The 21,817-nt window shown below is 75.2% G+C and carries 22 protein-coding genes; 15 read left to right on the forward strand and 7 right to left on the reverse strand.

Annotated features, from left to right (window positions below; translation table 11 throughout):
• The first annotated feature begins 76 nt into the window (after positions 1-76).
• The 5 genes from ABD160_RS28625 (at position 77) to ABD160_RS28645 (ending at position 5,592) form a co-directional block, all read left to right on the forward strand.
• On the forward strand, positions 77-877 hold the full coding sequence (locus ABD160_RS28625) for a hypothetical protein (protein ID WP_344028258.1): 801 nt from the start codon (positions 77-79) through the stop codon (positions 875-877).
• Between the two features lie 80 nt (positions 878-957).
• Complete coding sequence (locus ABD160_RS28630; protein ID WP_344028261.1) at positions 958-1,101, forward strand: hypothetical protein; 144 nt, start codon at positions 958-960, stop codon at positions 1,099-1,101.
• A gap of 121 nt (positions 1,102-1,222) precedes the next feature.
• Positions 1,223-3,883 (forward strand): alanine--tRNA ligase, encoded by a 2,661-nt coding sequence (alaS, locus tag ABD160_RS28635; RefSeq protein WP_344028264.1) that lies wholly within the window; start codon positions 1,223-1,225, stop codon positions 3,881-3,883.
• A complete protein-coding gene (ruvX, locus tag ABD160_RS28640; protein WP_344028268.1) occupies positions 3,880-4,317 on the forward strand; it encodes a Holliday junction resolvase RuvX in 438 nt (145 codons plus the stop codon). The genes alaS and ruvX overlap by 4 nt, the downstream gene beginning before the upstream one ends.
• Before the next feature lie 132 nt (positions 4,318-4,449).
• Positions 4,450-5,592, forward strand: coding sequence for an endolytic transglycosylase MltG (locus ABD160_RS28645; protein ID WP_344028271.1), 1,143 nt, complete (start codon positions 4,450-4,452; stop codon positions 5,590-5,592).
• A gap of 9 nt (positions 5,593-5,601) precedes the next feature.
• Here the strand turns inward: ABD160_RS28645 and ABD160_RS28650 are convergent, their stop codons facing one another.
• Positions 5,602-6,435, reverse strand: coding sequence for a spermidine synthase (locus ABD160_RS28650; RefSeq protein WP_344028274.1), 834 nt, complete (start codon positions 6,433-6,435; stop codon positions 5,602-5,604).
• A gap of 128 nt (positions 6,436-6,563) precedes the next feature.
• On the opposite strand from ABD160_RS28650, the gene ABD160_RS28655 reads away from it, so the two are divergent.
• From ABD160_RS28655 to aroB, 4 genes are read left to right on the forward strand one after another with little or no spacing between them, the layout of a single operon-like run.
• Positions 6,564-7,253: a prepilin peptidase gene (locus ABD160_RS28655; protein WP_344028277.1), complete on the forward strand. Its 690-nt coding sequence runs from the start codon at positions 6,564-6,566 to the stop codon at positions 7,251-7,253.
• 13 nt (positions 7,254-7,266) lie between these two features.
• On the forward strand, positions 7,267-8,472 hold the full coding sequence (aroC, locus tag ABD160_RS28660) for a chorismate synthase (protein ID WP_344028280.1): 1,206 nt from the start codon (positions 7,267-7,269) through the stop codon (positions 8,470-8,472).
• A complete protein-coding gene (locus ABD160_RS28665) occupies positions 8,469-9,173 on the forward strand; it encodes a shikimate kinase (RefSeq protein ID WP_344028284.1) in 705 nt (234 codons plus the stop codon). The genes aroC and ABD160_RS28665 overlap by 4 nt, the downstream gene beginning before the upstream one ends.
• Positions 9,170-10,303 (forward strand): 3-dehydroquinate synthase, encoded by a 1,134-nt coding sequence (gene aroB / locus ABD160_RS28670; RefSeq protein WP_344028286.1) that lies wholly within the window; start codon positions 9,170-9,172, stop codon positions 10,301-10,303. The genes ABD160_RS28665 and aroB overlap by 4 nt, the downstream gene beginning before the upstream one ends.
• Before the next feature lie 80 nt (positions 10,304-10,383).
• Here aroB and ABD160_RS28675 read toward each other — a convergent pair whose 3' ends face one another.
• Both ABD160_RS28675 and ABD160_RS28680 read right to left on the reverse strand, forming a co-directional pair.
• Positions 10,384-10,989, reverse strand: a complete 606-nt coding sequence (locus ABD160_RS28675; protein WP_344028289.1) for an HdeD family acid-resistance protein — start codon at positions 10,987-10,989, stop codon at positions 10,384-10,386.
• An 18-nt stretch (positions 10,990-11,007) separates the two neighbouring features.
• Positions 11,008-12,225 (reverse strand): AI-2E family transporter, encoded by a 1,218-nt coding sequence (locus ABD160_RS28680; RefSeq protein ID WP_344028291.1) that lies wholly within the window; start codon positions 12,223-12,225, stop codon positions 11,008-11,010.
• A gap of 91 nt (positions 12,226-12,316) precedes the next feature.
• Here ABD160_RS28680 and ABD160_RS28685 point away from each other — a divergent pair, with 91 nt between their 5' ends.
• On the forward strand, positions 12,317-13,387 hold the full coding sequence (locus ABD160_RS28685) for a YihY/virulence factor BrkB family protein (RefSeq protein WP_344028294.1): 1,071 nt from the start codon (positions 12,317-12,319) through the stop codon (positions 13,385-13,387).
• 4 nt (positions 13,388-13,391) lie between these two features.
• Here ABD160_RS28685 and ABD160_RS28690 read toward each other — a convergent pair whose 3' ends face one another.
• Positions 13,392-14,108, reverse strand: a complete 717-nt coding sequence (locus ABD160_RS28690; RefSeq protein WP_344028296.1) for an MBL fold metallo-hydrolase — start codon at positions 14,106-14,108, stop codon at positions 13,392-13,394.
• 31 nt (positions 14,109-14,139) lie between these two features.
• Between ABD160_RS28690 and ABD160_RS28695 the strand changes: the two genes are divergently transcribed.
• The 5 genes from ABD160_RS28695 to ABD160_RS28715 all read left to right on the forward strand — a co-directional run bounded on the left by ABD160_RS28695 (position 14,140) and on the right by ABD160_RS28715 (position 18,904).
• Entirely contained in the window at positions 14,140-15,219 is a 1,080-nt protein-coding gene (locus tag ABD160_RS28695; protein ID WP_344028299.1) for a M24 family metallopeptidase, read from the forward strand.
• Between the two features lie 246 nt (positions 15,220-15,465).
• Entirely contained in the window at positions 15,466-16,317 is an 852-nt protein-coding gene (locus ABD160_RS28700; protein WP_344028302.1) for an ABC transporter permease, read from the forward strand.
• The gene (locus ABD160_RS28705; protein WP_344028305.1) at positions 16,314-17,099 is read left to right on the forward strand and encodes an ABC transporter permease; all 786 of its coding nucleotides are present in this window, start codon (positions 16,314-16,316) and stop codon (positions 17,097-17,099) included. The genes ABD160_RS28700 and ABD160_RS28705 overlap by 4 nt, the downstream gene beginning before the upstream one ends.
• A gap of 19 nt (positions 17,100-17,118) precedes the next feature.
• Positions 17,119-17,904: an ABC transporter ATP-binding protein gene (locus tag ABD160_RS28710; protein ID WP_344028308.1), complete on the forward strand. Its 786-nt coding sequence runs from the start codon at positions 17,119-17,121 to the stop codon at positions 17,902-17,904.
• Between the two features lie 16 nt (positions 17,905-17,920).
• Positions 17,921-18,904: an ABC transporter substrate-binding protein gene (locus ABD160_RS28715; RefSeq protein WP_344028310.1), complete on the forward strand. Its 984-nt coding sequence runs from the start codon at positions 17,921-17,923 to the stop codon at positions 18,902-18,904.
• 18 nt (positions 18,905-18,922) lie between these two features.
• Here ABD160_RS28715 and ABD160_RS28720 read toward each other — a convergent pair whose 3' ends face one another.
• The 3 genes from ABD160_RS28720 to ABD160_RS28730 are packed head-to-tail and all read right to left on the reverse strand — an operon-like array spanning position 18,923 to position 21,797.
• On the reverse strand, positions 18,923-20,128 hold the full coding sequence (locus ABD160_RS28720) for an ABC transporter permease (RefSeq protein WP_344028312.1): 1,206 nt from the start codon (positions 20,126-20,128) through the stop codon (positions 18,923-18,925).
• Positions 20,128-21,018, reverse strand: a complete 891-nt coding sequence (locus ABD160_RS28725; protein WP_344028425.1) for an ABC transporter ATP-binding protein — start codon at positions 21,016-21,018, stop codon at positions 20,128-20,130. Before ABD160_RS28725 ends, ABD160_RS28720 begins: the two co-directional genes overlap by 1 nt.
• Positions 21,012-21,797 (reverse strand): CPBP family intramembrane glutamic endopeptidase, encoded by a 786-nt coding sequence (locus ABD160_RS28730; RefSeq protein WP_344028315.1) that lies wholly within the window; start codon positions 21,795-21,797, stop codon positions 21,012-21,014. Before ABD160_RS28730 ends, ABD160_RS28725 begins: the two co-directional genes overlap by 7 nt.
• Between the last annotated feature and the right edge of the window lie 20 nt (positions 21,798-21,817).

The raw sequence follows: 21,817 nt of genomic DNA on the forward strand, positions 1-21,817 counted from the left end.
ACCGGTCGTCCCCGTTCGGGCGTATCGGCGGTGTTCGGGGCGAGGTCCGGGCCGTCTGCGGATTAGGTTGCGCGACATGGACGTTCGGTCGCAGCAGGATCCGCTGGTCTCGGGCTCGATCGGGGAGTGGCTGGCCGCGGCCGGCGCCGCGGTACGGCGCAGCCTGGTCCCGCTGGTGCTGATCCAGCTGGCCGTGTTCGTGCCGGTCGCGGTGATCGTCGGCCTGCTCGGCGGGCTGGGCGCGTTCGGCGACGCCGAGGCGCTGGCCCCCGACTACGGCTTCGGCTACGTGCTGCAGACCGAGTCGCTGACCGTCCGGCTGATCTCGGTCGTGCTGGGCACCCTGGGGCTCGCCGCCTCGGTGTTCGTGATCGTCCGGGACGCGGCGGGCCGGGCCTGGACACCGGGGGAGGCGTTCGGCTTCGCCGGGCGCCGGTTCCTGCCGCTGATCGGCTGGATCCTGCTGAGCAGCGTGCTCACCGTCGTCGGCTACGTCCTGCTGATCCTGCCGGGCATCTACCTGACGGTGGTCTTCGGTGGTGCGCTGCTCGGGGTGGTGACGATCGAGCGGGGCGGTCTCGGCCGCACCTTCCGGCTGGTGAACCCGCGGTTCCTCGGGGTGCTCGGCCGGCTGCTGCTGCTCGCGGTGCTCTCCTTCGTCTACAGCCTGGTGGCGGCGGCCGTGTCCGCGCTGCCCGGTCTGCTCGTCGGCGGTGACGCGCCCGCCGTCGTCGGCGCGCTGCTGATGAACCTGCTGACGATCCCGCTGGTCGTCTTCACCACCGCCGCGCTGGTGGTGCTGTACGGCGAGCTGCGGTCCCGGCTGGAGCCGGGCACCGGGACGGCGACCTTCGCCGACGAGCTCGACCGCCGGTGACCGGCGGATCCCGGTCCGGGCACGGGGAGTAGCCTGGTCGGCGGTTCCCGGGCCGGACGGATCGAGGGGAGGGCCCCGTGATGAGCACCGCCGTGATGAGCACCGCCGTGACCAGCACCGCAGGGTTCGCGCGCGCAGTGCCGTCCTGCGTGCCGTCCCGCGCGCGGTCCTCCGCCGCGTCCGACGAGCGCTACCCGGGCCGAGCGCCCGGCGCGGGCTCCTGACCCGGCCCGCGATCGGCAAGCCTCCCGGCGCGCCCGCGTCGTCCCGCCGTACGGTGTCCCCGCGCAGCGACCCCGCGTCGCCGGCGCACCCGTCGCCGTACCCGTCACGAGAGACCTTCCGGTGCAGACCCACGAGATCGTCCGCCGCTTCACCGCCCACTTCGAGCAGGCCGGGCACACGCCCGTGCCGAGCGCCTCGCTGATCCTCGAGGATCCGCAGCTGCTGTTCGTGAACGCGGGCATGGTCCAGTTCAAGCCGTACTTCCTCGGCGACGTGCCCGCGCCCTACCCGCGCGCCACGTCGATCCAGAAGTGCGTCCGCACCCCGGACATCGACGAGGTCGGCAAGACCACCCGGCACACCACCTTCTTCCAGATGGCCGGGAACTTCTCCTTCGGCGACTACTTCAAGCGCGGCGCCATCGAGTTCGCCTGGTCGCTGATCACCCGCAGCCAGGACGACGGCGGCTACGGCTTCGACCCGGAGATCATCTGGGTCACCGTCTACCACGACGACGACGAGGCGATCGAGCTCTGGAAGGAGATCGCCGGCCTGCCCGAGGAGCGGATCCAGCGCCGCGGCGGCGACGACAACTACTGGGACATGGGCGTGCCCGGCCCCGGCGGCCCCTGCTCGGAGATCTACGTCGACCGCGGCCCGGAGTTCGGCGCCGAGGGCGGCCCGGAGGCCGACGAGGACCGCTACCTCGAGATCTGGAACCTCGTGTTCATGCAGGACGAGCGCGGCGAGCTGTCCCCGAAGAAGGGGCACCCGCCGATCGGCACCCTGCCGCACAAGAACATCGACACCGGGATGGGCGTCGAGCGGGTCGCGTTCCTGCTGCAGGGCGTCAACAACGTCTACGAGACCGACCTGGTCCGCCCGGTGATCGCCAAGGCCGAGGAGCTCTCCGGCAGGCGCTACGGCGAGAACGCCGAGGACGACGTCCGCTTCCGGGTGATCGCCGACCACGCCCGGTCCTCGATGATGATCGTCGGCGACGGCGTCACCCCCGGCAACGAGGGCCGCGGCTACGTGCTGCGCCGGCTGCTGCGCCGGATCGTGCGGTCCGCCCGGCTGCTCGGCGTCTCCGGGCCCTGCCTCGGCGAGTTCGCCGCCGTCGTCCGGGACGCGATGTCGCCCACCTACCCCGAGCTGGCGACCGACTTCGAGCGGATCTCCGCGGTGATCCGGGCCGAGGAGGACACCTTCCGGGCCACCCTCGCCGCCGGCGAGCGGATCTTCTCCGGCGCGGTCTCCGAGGCCCGCCGGGAGCGGCGCACCGTGCTGCCCGGCGACCAGGCGTTCCAGCTGCACGACACCTACGGCTTCCCGATCGACCTGACCCTGGAGATGGCGCAGGAGGCCGGGCTGTCGGTGGACCGCGAGCGGTTCACCGCCCTGATGGACGAGCAGCGGTCCCGCGCCAAGGCCGACGCGGCCGGGCGCAAGGTCGGGTTCGTCGACGCCTCGGTGTACCGGGCGGTGCTCGACACGCACGGCGCCACCGACTTCCTCGGCTACCAGACGCAGCGCTCCGAGGCCCGGATCGTCGGGCTGCTCCGCGACGGCGCCACGGTGCCGGCCGCCGAGGAGGGCGACGCCGTCGAGGTGCTGCTGGACCGGACGCCGTTCTACGCCGAGGCCGGCGGTCAGCAGGCCGACACCGGCGTGCTCACCGGCGCCTCGTTCGCGATCCGGGTGGACGACGTCCAGTCCCCGGTGGCCGGCCTGCGGGTGCACCGCGGCGTCGTCACCGCCGGCACCGTCACCCTGGACTCCGAGGTCGTCGCCGAGGTCGACCGGGTGCGCCGGGCCGCGATCTCCCGCGCGCACACCGCCACCCACCTGGTGCACGCCGGGGTGCGCGGGGCGCTGGGCAGCTCCGCCGCGCAGGCCGGCTCGCTGAACGCCCCGGGCCGGCTGCGGTTCGACTTCACCTCGCCCACCGGCGCCGTCGACCCGGCGGCCCTGGTGGAGATCGAGGAGGAGGTCAACTCGGTGCTCCAGGAGGACCGGGAGATCCAGACCTACGAGACGACCATGGACGAGGCCCGCAAGCTGGGCGCCATGATGCTGTTCGGCGAGAAGTACGGCGACCGCGTGCGGGTGGTCGACATGGGCGACTACTCGCGTGAGCTGTGCGGTGGCACGCACGTGCGCCGCACCGGCGAGCTCGGCCTGGTCCGGGTGCTGTCCGAGGCGTCCATCGGCTCCGGCGTGCGCCGGGTCGAGGCGCTCGTCGGGCTGGACGCGTTCCAGCACGCCACCACCGAGCACCTGCTGGTCAACCAGCTCGCCGAGCAGCTCAAGGCCCGGCCCGAGGAGCTGCCGGACCGGATCGCCGGCCTCGTCGAGCGGCTGCGCACCGCCGAGCGGGACCTGGAGAAGCACCGCGCCGAGGCCGTCCTGGCCTCCGCCGGCAGCCTCGCCGGGCAGGCCGAGGACCTCGACGGCACCGCGCTCGTCGCGGTCGCCGCGCCGGACGGCGTCGGCGGCAACGACCTGCGGACCCTCGCCGCCGACGTCCGCGGCAAGCTCGGCGACCGGCCCGGTGTGGTCGCGCTGTTCGCGGTCGCGGACGGGAAGGTGTCCTTCGTCGTCGCCACCACGAAGGCGGCCCGGGACGCCGGGCTGGCCGCCGGGAAGCTGATCCCCGAGTTCGCGCCCGCCGTCGGCGGCCGCGGCGGCGGCAAGCCCGACCTGGCGCAGGGCGGCGGCACCGACCCGTCCGGGATCGACGCGGCGATCCAGAGGCTGCGCGCCGCGATCCGCGGATGACCAGGACGCGCGGGCGGCGCCTCGGCATCGACGTGGGCGCCGTCCGGGTCGGCGTCGCGATGTGCGATCCGGACGGGATCCTGGCGACCCCGGTGGAGACCGTCCCGCGCGGCGACCGGGACGACGGCGACGAGCCGGCCGTGCGCCGGATCGCGGAGCTGGTGGCCGAGCACGACGTCGTCGGCGTCGTGCTCGGCCTGCCGCGGAACCTGCGCGGCGAGGACGGCCCGGCCGCCCGGGCCGCCCGCGAGTTCGCGACCGCGCTGCAGGCCGGGCTGGACGTCCCGGTGGAGTTCACCGACGAGCGGATGACGACCGTCGTCGCCACCCGGCAGCTGGCCGGGCGCGGGGTGAAGGGTCGCCGGCAGCGCGCCGTCGTGGACCAGGCCGCGGCCGTGCAGATCCTGCAGGGCTGGCTGGACGCCGGGCGCTGAAACCCTTGCACCTGGACATGATCGACATCAGCGGCCGGCTGCTCGCCCGGGTCACGGGACCGTTACCCTCCATGCCGTGACCGGCGCCGGCGAGAACGACGTGAACCGACGGTCCCGGACACGGGACCGGACGTGAGTGCCCCGGTGACCGCGCCGCCCGTCCGCCACCGCCCGACGCCCGTGCACTACCGCAGGCGACGGCTCGCCCTGCTGGCCTCGGCGCTGCTGGCCGGCGCGGTCCTGGTGGCCGCGGCGGTCTACCTGACCGGGCCCGACGACTACGTCGGCTCCGGCAGCGGATCGGTCGTCGTCCGGGTGCAGGCCGGCGACTCCACCTCCGCCATCGGCGACCGGCTGGTCGCCCAGGACGTCGTGCGGTCCCGGGCCGCGTTCCTCGACGCCGCCGCGCGGGAGGCCGGCATCCAGCGGGTCCAGCCCGGCTTCTACGAGCTGCGCTCGCAGATGTCGGGCAGCTCCGCGGTCGACGGGATGCTCGACCCGGAGCGCCGGGTCGGGTTCATGGACGTCAAGGGCGGCGTGCAGATCGACGACACCAGCGCCCCCAACGGCACCGTCAGCCCGGGCGTGCTGTCCCAGATCTCGCAGGCGACCTGCCTCGGCGGCGCCGACGGCGAGCCCGTCTGCACCGGCGTCGACGAGCTGCGGGCCGCGATGGCCGACGCCGACCCGGCCGACCTGGGCGTGCCCGAGTGGGCGCACGCGGGATACCGGAACGCCGCACCGGAGCGCCGGATGGAGGGCCTCGTCGCACCCGGGCCCTACGACATCGACCCGCAGGGCGCACCGCAGGACGTGCTGCGCGAGGTCCTCACCACCTCCGCCGAGCGGCTCGCCGACGCCGGGTTGTCCGGCGAGGGCGCCTACCGGACGCTGATCGTGGCGTCGATCATCGAGAAGGAGGCCCTCGACCCGGACATGCCGAGGGTGGCCCGGGTGATCGAGAACCGGCTCGCGGTGAACCAGCGCCTGGAGATGGACTCCACCGTCAACTACCCGCTCGACGTGCAGGCGCTGCGCACCACCGCCGAGGCCCGCGGCACCCCGGGGCCGTACAACACCTACCTGAACACCGGGCTGCCGCCGACCCCGGTGGCGTCGGTGTCGGTGACCGCGCTGCAGGCCGCGGAGAACCCGCCGGACGGCCCGTGGCTGTTCTTCGTGCGGTGCACCACCGAGGGCGAGTCGTGCTTCGCCGCGAGCTACGACGAGCACCTCGCCAACGTGGCCAGGGCCCGCGAGGTCGGCGCGTTCTGACCGGTCCGGTCACTGCCCCCAGAGACCGGCCGGCGGTTTCGGTGACGGCACGGCCGTCGCGTCGGTGACGACGGCGGCGCCGCGGGCCAGCGCCCGGGTGTCGGCGTCGTCGAGCACCCGGGCCGGGAACGGGTCGGCCGCGGCCCGGCGGGTCAGCCCGGGCACCGGGAGCCCGCGGTCCGACCCGGCCAGCACCAGGTTGCCGAACCGGCGACCGTGCAGCACGTCCGGCGCCGCGATCAGGGCGAGCTCGGCGAACGCGGCACCCGCGGTGGCGATCTGCCCGGGCAGGAACGGCCAGGGTGCGCCGTCGCCGAGGTTCGCCACGTGGATGCCGGTGGGCGCGAGCACCCGGCGGACGGCCTGCAGGAACTGGGCGGTCGTCACCTGGGCGGGGGTGCGGGCGCCGGCGAACACGTCGAGCACGACGAGATCGAACGCGCCGGCCGGGAAGCGGGCGAGGCTGGCCCGCGCCTCCGCGGTGACGATGCGCAGCCCGTCGCCCTCGTCCGGGCCGGGCAGCCGGTGCGCGACCAGCTCGGCCAGCGCCGCGTCCAGCTCGACGACGGTCTGCGCCGAGCCCGGGCGGGTCGCGGCCAGGTAGCGGGCCAGCGTCCACGCGCCGCCGCCGAGGTGCAGCACGCGCAGCGGCACCGCGGGCGGGGCGGCCAGGTCGGCGACGTGCGCGATCCGCCGGACGTACTCGAACTCCAGGTGCTCGGGATCGTCGAGGTCGACGTGCGACTGGGCGGTGCCGTCGAGCAGCAGGGTCCACGACCGGGGCCGGTCCGGGTCCTGCACCAGCTCGGCGATCCCGTGCTCGACCTCGGTACCGGCGCCCATCCCGCCATCCTGCCGGGCCCGCGGGCGGCGCAGCGGTGCCGGGGGCCCGGTTGTCCCCATGTGCCCGGATCATCCACAGGTCGACGATCCGGGGATCCGGACGGCGCCGGGTGCGGCAGGTTCGGGGCATGGACCTCGATCTGCTCGGCCCGCTCGGTGCCGCCGCCGGTGCCGTCGCCGGTGCTGCTGCCGGGGCGGCTGCGGGGGCCCTGACCCGGCTGGTGCTGCGGCGCCGGGCGCGGGTGACCGCCCCGGGTTGCGTGGCCGGGGCCGCCGTGCTGGGCGGCGGGCTCGGGCTGCTCCTGGCGGGCGGCCTGGTGGCCGCCCGATGGGTGCCGCTGCTGGCGGTGCTGTGCTGGCTGGCGGCGGCGGGCACGAGCACCGATCTGGCGCACCGCAGGCTGCCGAACGTGCTGACCCTGCCGGCGCTGCCGCTGGTGCTGGTCGCGGCGGTCCCGGCCGGGGCCGGCGCGGTGCTGCGCGGCGCCGCGGGGGCGGTGCTGCTGGCCGGGGCGTACGCGGCGGTGCACCTGGTCTCGCCGGCCGCGATGGGCGCCGGCGACGTGAAGCTCGCCGGGCCGGTCGGTGCGGCGGTGACCGCGCCCGGCTGGGCCGGGTTGCCGGTCGCGGCGGCGCTGGCGGTGCTGCTGTCCGGGGTGGTCGCGGTGCTCGCCCTGGTGGCCGGGCGGGCCCGGTGGGCCGGTGGCCTGCCGCACGGCCCGGCGCTGCTCGGGGCGGCGCTGGCCGTGCTGCCGGCCGCGGTGGTCCCGGTCGTGTCCGGGACCGTGACCTGCTCCGGGGCCGTGACCGGTGGGTGAGAGGATGGACGCCGTGCTGCGATGGATCACCGCCGGGGAGTCCCACGGCCCGGCCCTGGTGGGTGTGCTGGAAGGCATGGTCGCCGGAGTCGGGATCACGACGAAGGAGCTGCAGGCCGAGCTGGCCCGCCGGAAGCTGGGCTACGGCCGCAGCCCGCGGATGGCGTTCGAGGCCGACGAGCTCGAGGTGATCGGCGGCATCCGGCACGGGATCACCCAGGGCGGGCCGGTCGCCGTCCGGATCGCGAACACCGAGTGGCCCAAGTGGGAGACGGTGATGGCGGCCGATCCGGTGGACCCGGAGCTGATCGCGAACCGGGCCCGCAACGCGCCGCTCACCCGGCCCCGCCCCGGGCACGCCGACCTCGCCGGGATGACCAAGTACGGGTTCGACGAGGCCCGGCCGGTGCTGGAGCGGGCCAGCGCCCGGGAGACCGCGGCCCGGGTGGTGCTGGGCACCGTCGCGAAGGCGTTCCTGGAGCAGGCGCTCGGGGTGCGGATCGTGTCGCACGTCGTCGCGATCGGGGCGGTCGACGCCCCCGACGACGAGCCGCTGCCCGGCCCGGACGACCTGGAGCGGATCGACGCGAACCCGGTGCGTGCCTTCACCGAGGCATCCGGCGCCGCGATGGCCGCCGAGATCGACGCCGCGCACGACGCCGGGGACACCCTGGGCGGGGTGATCGAGGTGATCGCCTACGGGATGCCGGTCGGCGTCGGGACCTACGTGCAGGCCGACCGCAGGCTGGACGCCCGGCTCGCGTCCGCGCTGATGGGCATCCAGGCGATGAAGGGCGTCGAGATCGGCGACGGCTTCCGCACCGCGCACCGCCGCGGCTCGGTCGCGCACGACGAGATGGTCCCCGCCGGCGGGCCGCAGGAGGGCCCGGCGGGCACCGTGCCGGTCACCCGGCTGACCAACCGGGCCGGTGGCATCGAGGGCGGCATGACCAACGGCGAGCCGGTCCGGGTCCGGGTCGCGATGAAGCCGATCTCCACCGTGCCGCGCGCGCTCCGCACGATCGACACCGTCACCGGCGAGGAGGCGACCGCCATCCACCAGCGGTCCGACGCCTGCGCCGTCCCGCGGGCCGGCGTCGTCGTCGAGACGATGGTGGCGCTGGTGCTCGCCCAGGCCGCGCTGGAGAAGTTCGGCGGGGACTCGCTGGCCGAGACCCGCCGCAACGTCGCCGGCTACCTCGCGGGGGAGGCCCGGTGACCGGCGCGCAGGGCGGGCCGGGCCCGGCGCCGGAGGGTCCCGTGCCGGGACCGGACCGGGACGGGCGGCCGTTCCTGGTGCTCGTCGGCCCGCCCGGGTCGGGCAAGTCGACGATCGGCTCGCTGCTCGCGGAGCGGCTCGGGCTCGGCTTCGCCGACACCGACGCGGTGATCGTCGAGCGGATCGGCAGGCCGATCGCGGAGATGTTCGTACAGGAGGGCGAGGCGGCGTTCCGGAAGCTGGAGCACGAGGTCGTCGCCGAGCAGCTGCGGGCCGGGCACGGCGTGCTCGCGCTCGGCGGCGGATCGGTGCTCGACGCCCGGACCAGGGAGCTGCTGCGCGGGCACCGGGTGGTCGCGCTCGAGGTCGACCTCGCCGACGGGATGCGGCGCACCGGCATGTCCACCGCGCGCCCGCTACTGGCCGGGGTGAACCCGCGGGCCACCTTCCGGGCGCTGCTCGCCGACCGGGCCCCGCTCTACGCCGAGGTGGCGACGGTCCAGGTCAGCACGGTGCGGCGCAGCCCGAACCAGGTCGTCGCGGCGGTGCTCGGCGGGCTCGGGCTGCCCGGCGGCGAGGCGGCCGACGCCGCACCGGACGCCGAGGACCCGCACGACCGGCCCACCCCGCGCGCCGACTCGGCACTGCCGGCGCCCGGTTTCGGCGCCCCCGGCACGGACCACCCGATGGAGACCCGATGACCGATCCCCGCCTCCCCGAGCTGCCGGACGCCTCCGGCGACCGCGAGCCGGACGGATCGGTCCGGATCGCGGTGAACGCCGAGCGGCCGTACCCGGTGCTGGTCGGGGCGGGCGTCGCCGGCCGGCTGGCCGAGGTCGTCGCCGGGACCGGCGCGGGGCGGGTGCTGCTCGTGCACCCCCCGACCCTGGCCGACCGCGCGGAGACCGCCCGGGCGGAGCTGGCGTCGGCCGGGCTCGCCGCGTTCCGGATCGAGGTCGCCGACGCCGAGGCCGGCAAGACCCTCGACTCGCTCGCCGCCTGCTGGCAGGCCTGCGCCGAGGCGGCGCTGACCCGCTCCGACGTCGTCGTCGGGTTCGGCGGGGGAGCGGTCACCGACCTGGCCGGGTTCGTCGCCGCCACCTGGATGCGCGGGGTCCGCGTCGTGCACGTGCCGACGACGCTGCTCGCGATGGTCGACGCCGCCGTCGGTGGCAAGACCGGCATCAACACCGCCGCCGGGAAGAACCTGGTCGGGGCGTTCCACGAGCCGTCCGCGGTGCTCGTCGATCTCGACACGCTCCGCACGCTGCCGCGCGAGGAGCTCGTCGCCGGGTCCGCCGAGGTCTGGAAGGCCGGGTTCATCGCCGATCCGGTCATCCTCGACCGGGTGCGGGCCGATCCGGCCGCCGCACTCGACCCGGCCGGTCCGGTGCTCGCCGAGCTGGTCCGCCGCTCGATCCGGGTGAAGGCCGACGTGGTCGGTGCGGACCTGCGCGAGTCGCACCTGCGGGAGATCCTCAACTACGGCCACACCCTCGGGCACGCCGTGGAGCGGCGCGAGGGCTACCGGTGGCGGCACGGCAACGCCGTCTCGGTCGGCCTGGTCTTCGCCGCGGAGCTCGCCCGCGCCGCGGGCCGCCTCGACGACGCCACCGCCGACCTGCACCGCGAGGTGCTGGAGCTGGTCGGCCTGCCGACCTCGTACCAGCCGGGTGTGCTGGCCGAGCTGATCGAGACGATGCGCGGGGACAAGAAGTCCCGCGCCGGGACACTGCGGTTCGTCGTGCTCGACGGGCTGGCGAAGCCGGCCCGCCTGGAGGGCCCGGACCCGGCGTTGCTGGAGGCCGCGTACACCGCGATCGGCGGCTGAGACTGCGCTGACGCAGCCCGGCGGCGTGCACAGCGGTGTGCCGGGACCCCGCGGGATCCCGGCGCACCCCCGGCCGCGGGTCAGCCGATCGCCGGGTGCGTCTCCGACCGGAACGCCTGGACGATCAGCACGATCCCGGTGGCCACCGCGAACGCGCCGACCAGCCACAGCAGCGCCAGGATCCCGGAGGCGGGCCAGACCAGCAGCAGCACACCGAACACGACGTCCAGTGCGGCCCGGACCGCGATCCAGCCCCACGGCCCGCCGTGCTTGCGGACCTCGTTCGCCGAGATCGCGGTGATGACACCGGCCATGATCGCCCAGAAGGCGATCACGAACAGGATCGCGAGCGCCGCCGACGCGGGCAGCGTGAACGCGACGACACCGGCGATGACCGAGACGACGCCCTGCGCGATCGTCCAGCCCCAGCCGGGGCGCTCGGCCCGGTGCCGGATGCCGAGGACGATCGCGGCGATGCCGTCGACCAGCGCGTACGCCGCGAACACGAAGATCAGCGCCAGCAGCGCCAGGCCCGGCGTGAACAGCACCGCGAGCCCGAACGCCAGTACCAGGACGCCCCGCAGCACGACGAGCGCGCGCACCCGCTTGGAGACCGCGCCGTCCGCGGTCGGAGCCACCGGCGCCGATGCGCCGGGCCCGTCCTCGATGTTGGCCGTGTCCGCCATGTCTTGCTCTCCGTCCGATCAGGATTCCAGGGTTCGTCGTGCGTCCGGGGCCTGCGGGCCGCCGTCGACGGGCGGGTCCGCGGTCGTCGAGCCGGACGTCGGCTGGTCGAATGGTGCCTCCCCGGCAGCGGGCTCGATCGGGCCGAAAGTCCCGCCCGTCCCGGCCCCGTCGGCGGGCGGGCCCGGCGCCGGCCCGGCTACCGCCGGGGTGCTGCCGAGCAGCGCGTCCAGCCACTGGGCCCGCGGGTCCGCGTCCACCAGGAGCAGCTTCACCAGCAGCGTCAGCGGCACCGCCAGTACCGCGCCGAGCGGCCCGAGCAGCCAGGCCCAGAAGACCAGCGCGACCAGCGTGACCGACACCGACAGGCCCACCGCGGTGCCGACGAACCGGGGCTGCACCAGCGAGGTCAGCACGAAGTTGACCAGGATGAACACCGCCGCCACGGCGAGCGCCGATCCGGGCCCGCCGGCCAGCAGCGCCAGCAGCACCGGCGGGAAGAAGCCGATCCAGAACCCGATGTAGGGGATGTAGTTGGTGATGAACACCAGCAGCCCCCACAGCACCGCCAGCGGCACCCCGAGCGCGGCCAGCACCACCGCGTCGATCGCACCGGTCACCAGGCCGACCACCGTGGTGACGACCAGGAACCGCCGGGTCCCGCCGGCGAAGCGGCGCAGCGCGGTGGCGACCGCCGGGCGGGCGGCGGCGACGGCGTCGAGCCGCGCCGAGGCGGCCGTGGACTCGATCCCCAGGAACAGCAGCAGCGAGAACAGGAAGATCAGGTTCCCGGCCAGCCCGGCGACCTGCAGCAGCAGCCCGGCGGCGAGCGTGGTGATCCGCCGGGCGTCCAGCGAGGACGCCATCGCCTGCAGCTGCTCGGTGCCCACGCCGAACGCGGCGGCCCGCGCGGTGAGCCCGGCGACCAGCTGGTTCGCCTCGGCGGCGTAGCCGGGCAGCACCGTCACCAGCCGGGCGATCGAGACGACCAGCACCGCGGACAGCACCAGCAGCAGCCCGTAGATCGCGAGCAGCAGCACGGTGGTGGCGATCCACCCGGGCACCCCGGCGCGGCGCAGCCTGCCGTGCAGCGGATGCACCACGATCACCACGACCAGCGCCAGGAACACCGGCCCGACCAGCCAGGCGGCGGCGTACAGCCCGGCGGCCGCCACGACGGCCGCGGCCGCCCCGAGCAGCAGGGTGACGGCGCGGGGGAGCGGGGCGTTCTCGGGCATGGTGATCTTCTAGCGCCCGGCGGCCGCCCCCGGTAACGGACTTACGGCCCTGTTCGCCGGGTGCCCGGGGTGCGTCGTGGAGGATGGCCCGATGCGAGCGGAGATCCGGGATCCGATCGCGCGCCTGCGCCGCCTCCCCGAGCGGTCGCCGCTGATCGGGCACGCGCGCCGCGCCGTCGACCGTTACCGGTTGCAGCGGGGCAACCACCTGTCCGCCGCGGTCGCGTTCTACACGGTGATCGCGGCCGTCCCGCTGGCGATGGTGCTGTTCGTCGCGGTCGGTGTCCTGGTGTTCTGGCGGGCGACGTCACCGGAGGACCTGGTGGTCGCCGTCGAGACGGCGTTCCCGCCCGGGCTGATGACGGCGATCGAGCCGGTGCTGGCGGCGGCGGCCGAGCAGCGCGGCTCGCTGGTCGGGATCGGCGCGCTCGGTGCGCTGTGGGCGGGCACCACCTGGACGTCGTACCTGCGGGAGGCGCTGTCCGCGCAGTTCCGGCTGCCCGCGGTGCGGATGGTGTCGCCGAGCCGGGTGTTCTGGGACCTGTGGGCGCTGCTGGTGCTCGGCACGGCGGTGCTCTCGTCGATCGGGGTGACGCTGGCCGTCACCGGGCTCGCCGGGCTCACCCTGGAGCTGTTCGGGCTGCGCGACGCACTCGGCGGCCGGATCGCGCTGCGGGTGGTCGGCGCGGCGCTGGTGCTCGTCGTCGACACCGCGGTGCTGTGCTTCGTGCTGGCCCGGCTGCCGCGCCGGCCGGTCCCGCTGCGCCGGGTGCTGCGGCCCGCCGCCGCCGGCGCGGTCGCGCTGGAGCTGCTGAAGCTGGGCACCGCGCTGGCCGTCGGGGCGGTCTCGGCGACGGCCGGTGGCGCCGTGTTCGGCACCGTGCTGGCGACGCTGTTCTTCCTGTTCGCGATGTCCCGGCTGCTGGTGATGCTGGCCGCCTGGGTCGCCACCGACGACTCCGACGGCGCGCTGCCGGGCCAGATCGTGATCGAGCGCGGTGCGCCCCGCGCCGATCCCGGTCCGGCCGGGTCCGGCAGCCCGGCCGGCAGCCCGGCCGACAACACAGCCGGCGGCCCGGTCGGCAACACGGCCGGCAGCCCGGCCGACGACACAGCCGGCAGCACAGCCGGTAGGGGGGACGGGACGCGGCGGGTCCGGTAGGCGCTCAGCCGCCGAAGGCCGCCACGAACTGCTCCGCCGACGTCGCCCGGTACACCATGTTGGTGCGCTGCACGTCGTCGAGCGGGGCGCTGGGCGCGTCGGTGTAGCGGTGCCCGGGGTAGACGGTCGGGTTGCCCTTCAGCGAGGCCAGCTGCTGCAGCGAGTGGTACATCTGCGCGGCGTCGCCGCCCGGGAAGTCGGTGCGCCCGCAGCCCTGCAGGAACAGGGTGTCCCCGGCGACGAGCCGGTCCCCGTCCGGGTCCTGGACCAGGAAGCACTGGCTGCCCGGGGTGTGTCCCGGGGTGTGCAGCAGCCGGATCCGCAGCGCGCCGATCTCCAGCACGTCGTCGTGGTCGTGCGGGGTGAGATCGGTCGCGGACAGGCCGGTCACCCGGGTCACGTAGTCGGCCTCGGCCTGCTGCACGTGCACCGGAACCGGGTGCCTGCCGAGCAGCTCGGCCAGCCCGACCAGGTCGAAGCCCATCATCGACCCGCCGACGTGGTCGGGATGGTGGTGGGTGGCCAGCACCCCGGTGAGCCGCATGCCGTCGGAGTCGAGCGTGGCGAGCAGCTCGTCGGGGGAGTACGCCGGATCGACGACGACGGCCTCCCCGGACTCCCGGTCCCCGATCAGGTACGAGAAGTTGACCATCTGGGTGGCCACCGGGTCGCCGACGGCGTAGTCCTGGCCGGAGAGCAGCTGGCGGAAGTACAGGCCCATGCGCCCGACCCTAGGACATAGGGTCGGGCGCATGAGCCACCCCGACCGGCGCGACCGCCTCCGCACCGTCCTGCGCGCCGCCGGGCTGGACGCGCTGCTGGTCACCGACCTGCTCGACGTCCGGTACCTGACCGGGTTCACCGGCTCGAACGCCGCCGCCGTGATCGCCGCCGATCCGGCGGGGGACCTGCTGTGCACCGACGGCCGCTACCGGGCCCAGGCCGGTGCGCAGAGCCCGGACCTGGAGCTGGTGATCGACCGGCCGAGCGCCCCGGCGGCGGCCGCCCGGGTGCCCGCCGGCGCGACCCTGGGCTACGACTCCGCCGTGCTGACCGTCGACGGTCTGGCCGCCGTGCGGGACGCGACGCCCGGCCGCCGGCTGCTCCGGGCGCCGGGCCTGGTCGGCGGGCTGCGCGCGGTCAAGGACGCCGCCGAGGTGGACGCCGTCCGGCGGGCCTGCGAGCTGGCCGACGCCGCGCTGCGCGGGCTGCTCGACGCGGGCGGGCTGGCCCCGGGCCGGACCGAGCGGGAGGTGGCGGCGGACCTGGAGGACCGGATGCGCCGGCTCGGGGCGGACGGGCCGGCGTTCGCGACGATCCTCGCCGCCGGGCCGAACTCGGCGGTCCCGCACCACCGGCCGACCGCCGCCGAGCTGCGCCGCGGCGACCTCGTGAAGATCGACTTCGGGGCGGCGCTGGACGGCTACCAGTCCGACACCACCCGCACCTTCTGCCTCGGCCCGGCCGCCGGCTGGCAGCGCGAGCTGCACGCGCTGGTCGACGCGGCCGCGACCGCCGGGCGGGCCGCGCTGGCCGAGGGCGCCGTCGTCACCGACGTCGACGGTGCCGCCCGCGAGGTCGTCGCCGACGCCGGGCACGCCGAGGAGTTCCCGCACGGCCTCGGGCACGGCATCGGCCTGGCCGTGCACGAACCGCCGTGGCTGACCTGGACCGGGCTCGGGACGGTCCCGGCGGGCACGCTGGTCACCGTGGAGCCGGGGGTCTACCTGGACGGCCGCGGCGGCGTCCGGATCGAGGACGTGCTGCACGTCGTCGCGGGCCGCCCGGCCGAGCCGCTGACCACACTGCCGCGCGAGCTCGTCGAGGTCTGACACCGGGTCCGGCGCGGGCCTCGCCGCCGATCTACGTCATCCGTCCCGGCCCGGCCGTGACGGGCCGCCGCCGTCGTGCCGTCAACCGTCCGGCGCGGGTCTGCGCGCGCCGCTCGTAGGGTCCGATCATGTCAGCCGCCGCGGTCCGGCCGGGCGGACCCGAACGGTGCGGAGCGGGGGTGGCCCGGACGGCGCCGTGACCGGACGAGGCCGCCGACCGCGGCCGCGACCCGCAGAAGGAGCAGCGTGGCACGAGCCGCGGCCCGGCCCACCGCAGCGCCGGAGAGCAGCGACACCGACCCGCCCCCCGCCCGACCCACCGGATCCGCGCCCGGCCGCCGGCTGCTCCCGCTCGCCGGGGTCGCCGTCGCGATCGGGATCTTCGAGCTCGCCCCGCGCGCCGGTCTGGTCGACGACCGGTTCCTGCCGCCCGCGTCGGCGATGTTCGCGGCACTGGGCCGGCTGCTCGGCGACGGCGCCGGGCTCTGGATCCCGGTCGCCCAGACCCTGCAGGGCTGGGCGCTGGGCCTCGGGCTCGCGCTGGTGCTCGCACTCCCGCTGGGCATCCTGATCGGCTCGGTGTTCCTGCTGTTCATGGCCAGCCGCTCGATCGTGGAGTTCCTCCGCCCGATCCCGTCGGTCGCGCTGATCCCGCTCGCCGTGCTGGTCTTCGGCGCGGGCCTGGAGAGCAAGGTCTTCCTCGCCGCCTGGGCGGCCACCTGGCCGATCCTGCTGCAGACCCTCTACGGGGTGCGCGACGTCGATCCGGTCGCCACCGAGACCGCGCGCTCGTTCGGGGTGTCCCGCCGGGAGCGGCTGTTGCGGGTGACCCTGCCCAGCGCGCTGCCCTACGTCGTCACCGGGGTGCGGATCTCCTCGGCGGTGGCACTGATCCTGGTCGTCACCGCCGAGCTGGTGCTGGGCGCACCCGGGCTCGGGCAGGAGATCAACATCGCCCGGCAGAGCGCCGCCGTGGACACCATGTACGCCCTGATCATCGTGACCGGGCTGATCGGCTGGGGGCTCAACGCCGGGCTGGCCCGGATCGAGGCCCGGCTGCTGGCCTGGCACCCGTCGCACCGCGAGCAGAACCGATGAGCGCGCCGACCCGTTCGACGCGGACGCTCGGGCTGGGGCTCGAGGTGACCGTCCCGGTGCTGCTGCTGGTGGCCTGGGCGGTGGCGTCGCTGGGCAGCGAGTCGTTCTACTTCCCGCCGCTGACCGACATCCTGCGGGCGTTCGGCGACACCTGGCTGTTCGACCGGGTCGGCAGCGACGTCGTCCCCAGCCTGTCCCGGCTGTTCGCCGGCTACCTGATCGCGGTCGTCGCGGCGGTCGGGACCGGGGTGGCGCTGGGCCTGTCCGACACCGCGCGGCGGATGTGCGATCCGGTCGTGCAGTTCCTGCGGGCGGTGCCGCCGCCGGTGCTGATCCCGGCCGGGATCCTGGTGCTCGGCGTCGGCTCCACGATGAAGGTCGCGCTGATCGCGTTCGTCTGCTTCTGGCCGATCCTGCTGAACACCGTCGACGGCGTCGCCGGGGTCGATCCCACGCTGCGCGAGACGGCGCGCAGCTACCGGATCCCGCGCGGCGAGTACCTGCGCCGGGTCGTGCTGCCCTCCGCGTCGCCGCAGATCTTCGCCGGTGCCCGGGTCAGCCTGTCCATCGCCGTGATCATGATGGTGGTCTCGGAGATGGTCGCCAGCACCGAGGGCATCGGCTACTTCGTGCTGCAGTCCCAGCGCACCTACGCGATCACCGAGATGTGGTCCGGGATCTTCCTGCTCGCCCTGCTCGGCTACGCCCTCAACGGCCTGTTCCTGCTCGTCGAGCGGCGCGCGCTGCGGTGGCACCGCGGCGCCCGCGCCGGCTCGGCCTGACCTCCCGGGAGGCACTTCCTTGCTGCACGTCGAACACCTGCGGATGGTCTACGGCGAGGGCACCCGATCGGCGTTCGAGGCGGTCGGCGACGTGTCCTTCGCGGTGACCGAGCAGGAGCTCGTGACGATCGTCGGCCCGTCCGGCGCGGGCAAGACCACCCTGCTCAAGTGCGTCGCCGGGCTGCTGCCGCAGACCGGCGGCACGATCACCCTGGACGGCGAGCCGGTGGACGGCCCGCCGGAGAAGATGGCGCTGGTCTTCCAGGACTACTCCCGCTCGCTCTACCCGTGGATGACGGTCGAGCAGAACGTCGCGTTCCCGCTCAGGCACCGCAGGCTCGCCGCCGACGCGCTCGCCGACCTGGTCGCCGACACCCTCGGCTCGGTCGGCCTGGCCGGTGCGGGCCCGAAGTACCCGTGGCAGCTCTCCGGCGGCATGCAGCAGCGGGTGGCGATCGCCAGGGCGCTCGCCTACCAGCCGGAGATCCTGCTGATGGACGAGCCGTTCGCCTCGGTGGACGCGCAGACCCGGGCCGACCTGGAGGATCTCGTCCTCGACCTGCGGGCCCGCTACGGCATCACCGTGCTGCTGGTGACCCACGACATCGACGAGGCCGTCTACCTCAGCGACCGGGTCGTGGTGCTGACCCCGTCGCCGACCGAGGTCGCCGAGATCGTCGACGTCGGCCTGCCCCGCCCGCGCGACCAGGTCGGCACCAAGGAGCTGGCCGAGTTCACCCGGCTGCGCGGCCACGTCTGGCGCTCGATCAAACGCCCCACCAGCCCCGAACCGACGTCCGCCTGACCGGAAGAGAGTGATCATGGGAGAGCCACGCCGGAGAGGCGCCCGCGTCCGCGCGGTCGCCGCACTCGCCGCGGTGGTCGCGCTCGTCGCGACCGGCTGTGGTGGGGGTGACAGTGGCGGTGCCGACCCGGAGGGCCCGACGACCGTCCGGGTCGGCACCCTGCCCATCGCCAACGCGGCCGGGATGTACCTCGGGATGGAGCAGGGCTTCTTCGCCGAGGAGGGCCTGCAGATCGAGCCGACGGTGCTGCAGGGCGGCAACGAGATCGTGACCGGGCTGGTCTCCGGCGACTACGACGTCGGCTTCGTCGGCTACATCTCGGCCGGCGTCGCGGCCGGTCGCAACGTCCCGGTGTGCGTGCTCACCGCGAGCGACGCCACCGGCACCACGGCCGAGGACGACTGGCAGGTCATGGTCGCCGGGCCCGGCAACACCATCTCCTCCCCGCAGGACCTCGTCGGGAGCCCGGTCGGGATCAACGCGCTCGGCGGCGTCGCCGAGGTGCTGATCCGCGCCGCACTCGACCGGGAGGGCGTCGATCCGGCGTCCGTCGAGTTCATCGAGGTGCCGTTCCCCGAGGTGCCCGCGGCGATCGCCGGCGGCCGGGTCGCGGCGGCGTACACCGCGGAGCCGTTCGTGACGACCGTGCTCGACCAGGGCGGCGAGGTGGTGTTCGCACCGCAGTCGGCGCTGGCACCGGAGTACCCGAACGGCGCCTACGCGGCGAGCCGCCAGTTCGTGCAGGGCGAGCCGGACACCGTCGAGCGGTTCACCCGGGCGATGGAGCGCTCGCTCGACCACGCCCGGGACAACCCGGACGCCGTCCGCGCCACCATCCCGACCTTCACCCAGATCCCGGCCGAGCTCGCCGAGCGGATGCGGCTGCCGGTGTTCACCTCCGAGCTGGACCGGGCGGCGATCGACGAGCAGATGGGCTTCATGGCGCAGTACGGGGTGGTCGAGGAGGCCCCCACCGCCGACGAGCTGATCTGCGACTGAGCCGGGCACCCGGGCGGGTCAGTCCGCGGCCCGCCCGAGTGCCTCCCGCCACGGCACCCTCGATCCGGTCCGCAGCACCGAGCGGTGGAACACCCGCGCCGCGAGCCACCCGAGCGCCGCGGTCGAGGCCAGCATCAGCAGCACCGTCGTCACGATCTGGACGGTGGTCGCCGATCCGTCGGCGATCCGCAGCGGCATCAGGATCGCCGGGAACGGCGGGATCCACGCCAGCACCGTCGTCAACGGCGAGTCCGGCGAGCCCAGGTGGTAGAAGGCGGCGCCGTACATCAGGAACAGGCTCAGCATCAGCGGTGTGGTCGTGGAGTTGATGTCCTCCTGCCGGGACACCATCGAGCCGGCCGCCGCGTACAGCACCGCGTAGAACGCGAACCCGAGCACGAACCAGCCCAGCACGCTCGCGAACACCCCGACGGCGGTCGCGGTCAGCGTCAGCAGCCCGGTCCCGAGCCCGGCCGCCAGCCCGACGACGCCGTAGGCCGCGAGCTGCAGCAGCCCCACCGCGCCGATCCCGATGATCTTGCCCCAGAGCAGGTGCAGCGGCCGGATGGTGGACAGCAGCAGCTCCACGACCCGGCTGGACTTCTCCTCGACGACGCCCATCGCCACGTAGGTGCCGAAGCCGAGGATCTGGCCGAACATCAGGAACAGCGCGGCGACGCTCAGCGCGGTCCGCTGGCCCGCCTCCGGATCGGGTGGGTCCAGGGCGTCGACGGTGAGCACGGCCGGCCCGGTCCGCTGCGCCAGGGTCTCCGGGCCGACGCCCAGCCCGGCCAGGGCGGCGTCCCGGGCCTGCCCGGCGAGCGCGGCGTCCAGCACGGCGCCGAGCCCGGACGGGAGTTCGGAGTCGACGACGGCGACGGCGCCGCCGTCGCCGGGGACCAGCGCGACGTCCAGGTCACCGGCCTGCACGGCGGCCCGGCCCTCGTCGGCGGAGCCGAGCGGACTGATCTCGACCGGGACGCCGGCCCGGTCGGCGGCGGTGGCGACGGCGGAACCGAGCGGTGCGTCGCCGACGACACCGACCGTGGACCGGTCCGGTTCGCCGGATCCGGAGAACACCGAGAACGCGATGATCCCGCCGGCGATCACCAGCAGCACGATCAGGTTGCTGACGACGAAGCTGCGCTTGACCACCTGGGCGCGGAACTCGCGGCGCGCGACCAGCCGCACCGCGCGGCGGGCGGACGGGGGCGGGGCGTCCATCAGGCCACCACCTCGCGGTACAGGTCGCTCAGCGACGGGACGTGCACGGTGAAGCCGTGCACCGGGCCGGTGGCGAGCGCCACGGCGAGCACCTGCTGGTCGTCGGCGCCCTCGTCGAGGACCAGCGTGGTCCGCCCGCCGGTGGCGTGCTCGACCCGCACCCCGGGCACCCGGTCGGCCCAGCCGGGCGGCGCGGCGGGGGCGTGCACCTCCAGCCGGATCCCGCCGCTGCGGCGCACCTCGCCGACCGACCCGACGGTGCGCATCCGGCCGGCCGCGATGATCCCGACCCGGTCGCAGAGCCGCTGCACCAGGTCGAGCTGGTGGCTGGAGAACAGCACCGGCACGCCGGTGCGGGCCTTCTCCCGCAGCACCTCGCTCATCACGTCGACGGCGACCGGGTCGAGCCCGGAGAACGGCTCGTCGAGCACCAGCACCGCCGGATCGTGCACCAGCGCGGCCGCCAGCTGGACGCGCTGCTGGTTGCCCAGGCTGAGCGCGTCCACCGTGCTGCCCAGCCGGTCGGCGACACCGAGGCGGTCCGCCCAGTGCGCCGCGGCGCGCCGGGCGCCGGGCCGGTCGACGCCGTGCAGCTCGGCCAGGTAGGCGAGCTGCTCGCCGACCGTCATCTTCGGGTACAGCCCGCGCTCCTCGGGCATGTACCCGATCGTGCGGCGCACCTGCAGGTCGACCGGCCGGCCGGCGAGCCGGACCTGCCCGGCGTCGGCGGCGAGCACGCCGAGCACGATCCGCATGGTCGTCGTCTTGCCGGCCCCGTTGGAGCCGACGAAGCCGAGGATCTCGCCCGGGCGCACGTCGAAGGAGACCCCGTCGAGCGCGACGGTCCGGCCGTAGCGCTTGTGCAGCGCGTCGATCTCGAGGGTCACGATCCGGCCCCGCCCAGGAACAGCCCGGCGATGACGAACCCGGAGGCGTTGAACACGACGTGCGCGACGACCGCGGGCCACACCGAGCGGGACCGCTCGTAGAGCAGCGCGCAGACCACGCCGAGCAGCAGCGCGACCACCAGCACCACGTTGATCCCGTGCGCGAGCGCGAACACCGCCGAGCTGGCGGGCACCGCGACCCACACCCCGTAGCGGCGCAGCGCGCCGTACCCGATCCCGCGGAACAGCAGCTCCTCGGCGAACGGGACGAGCAGCGCCCCGGTCAGCAGCACCCCGGCGAACACCAGCGGACCGCCACCGCCGAGCGCGTCACCGAGGAACTCCTGCGGGTTCGACATGTCCCCGGTGACCTGCTGGTAGCCGTAGCCGAGCAGGCCGGCCAGCACGCGCGCGACCAGCCCGGCCGCGGCGGCCACCAGCAGCCAGCCGACGGTGGTGCGGCGCAACCCGATCGCGGGCAGCCACCGGACCCGCATCGCGAGCACGGCCAGCGCCGCGACCAGCGTCGCGGCGCCGGTGACCGCCAGCAGCGGCACCGCCCCCGGCACCCCGCCGCCGCCCACGAACAGGGCCGCGCCGCCGGCGATGCTCAGCACCAGGTACAGCACGGCGCCGGTGAGCAGCTCGGTCCAGCCCAGCGCCGGGCGGCCGGGCGGGCCGGCGCCGATCCGCGGGCCGGCGGCACCCGGCTGCTCCGCCGGCTGTCCCGCCGGCTGGTCCGTGGCGGACGGCTCCGCCGTGGTCGTCCCGTCTTCGGTCATCGTGGCCCCCTCGCACACCG

Source organism: Pseudonocardia kongjuensis (assembly GCF_039526905.1).
GTDB lineage: Bacteria > Actinomycetota > Actinomycetes > Mycobacteriales > Pseudonocardiaceae > Pseudonocardia > Pseudonocardia kongjuensis.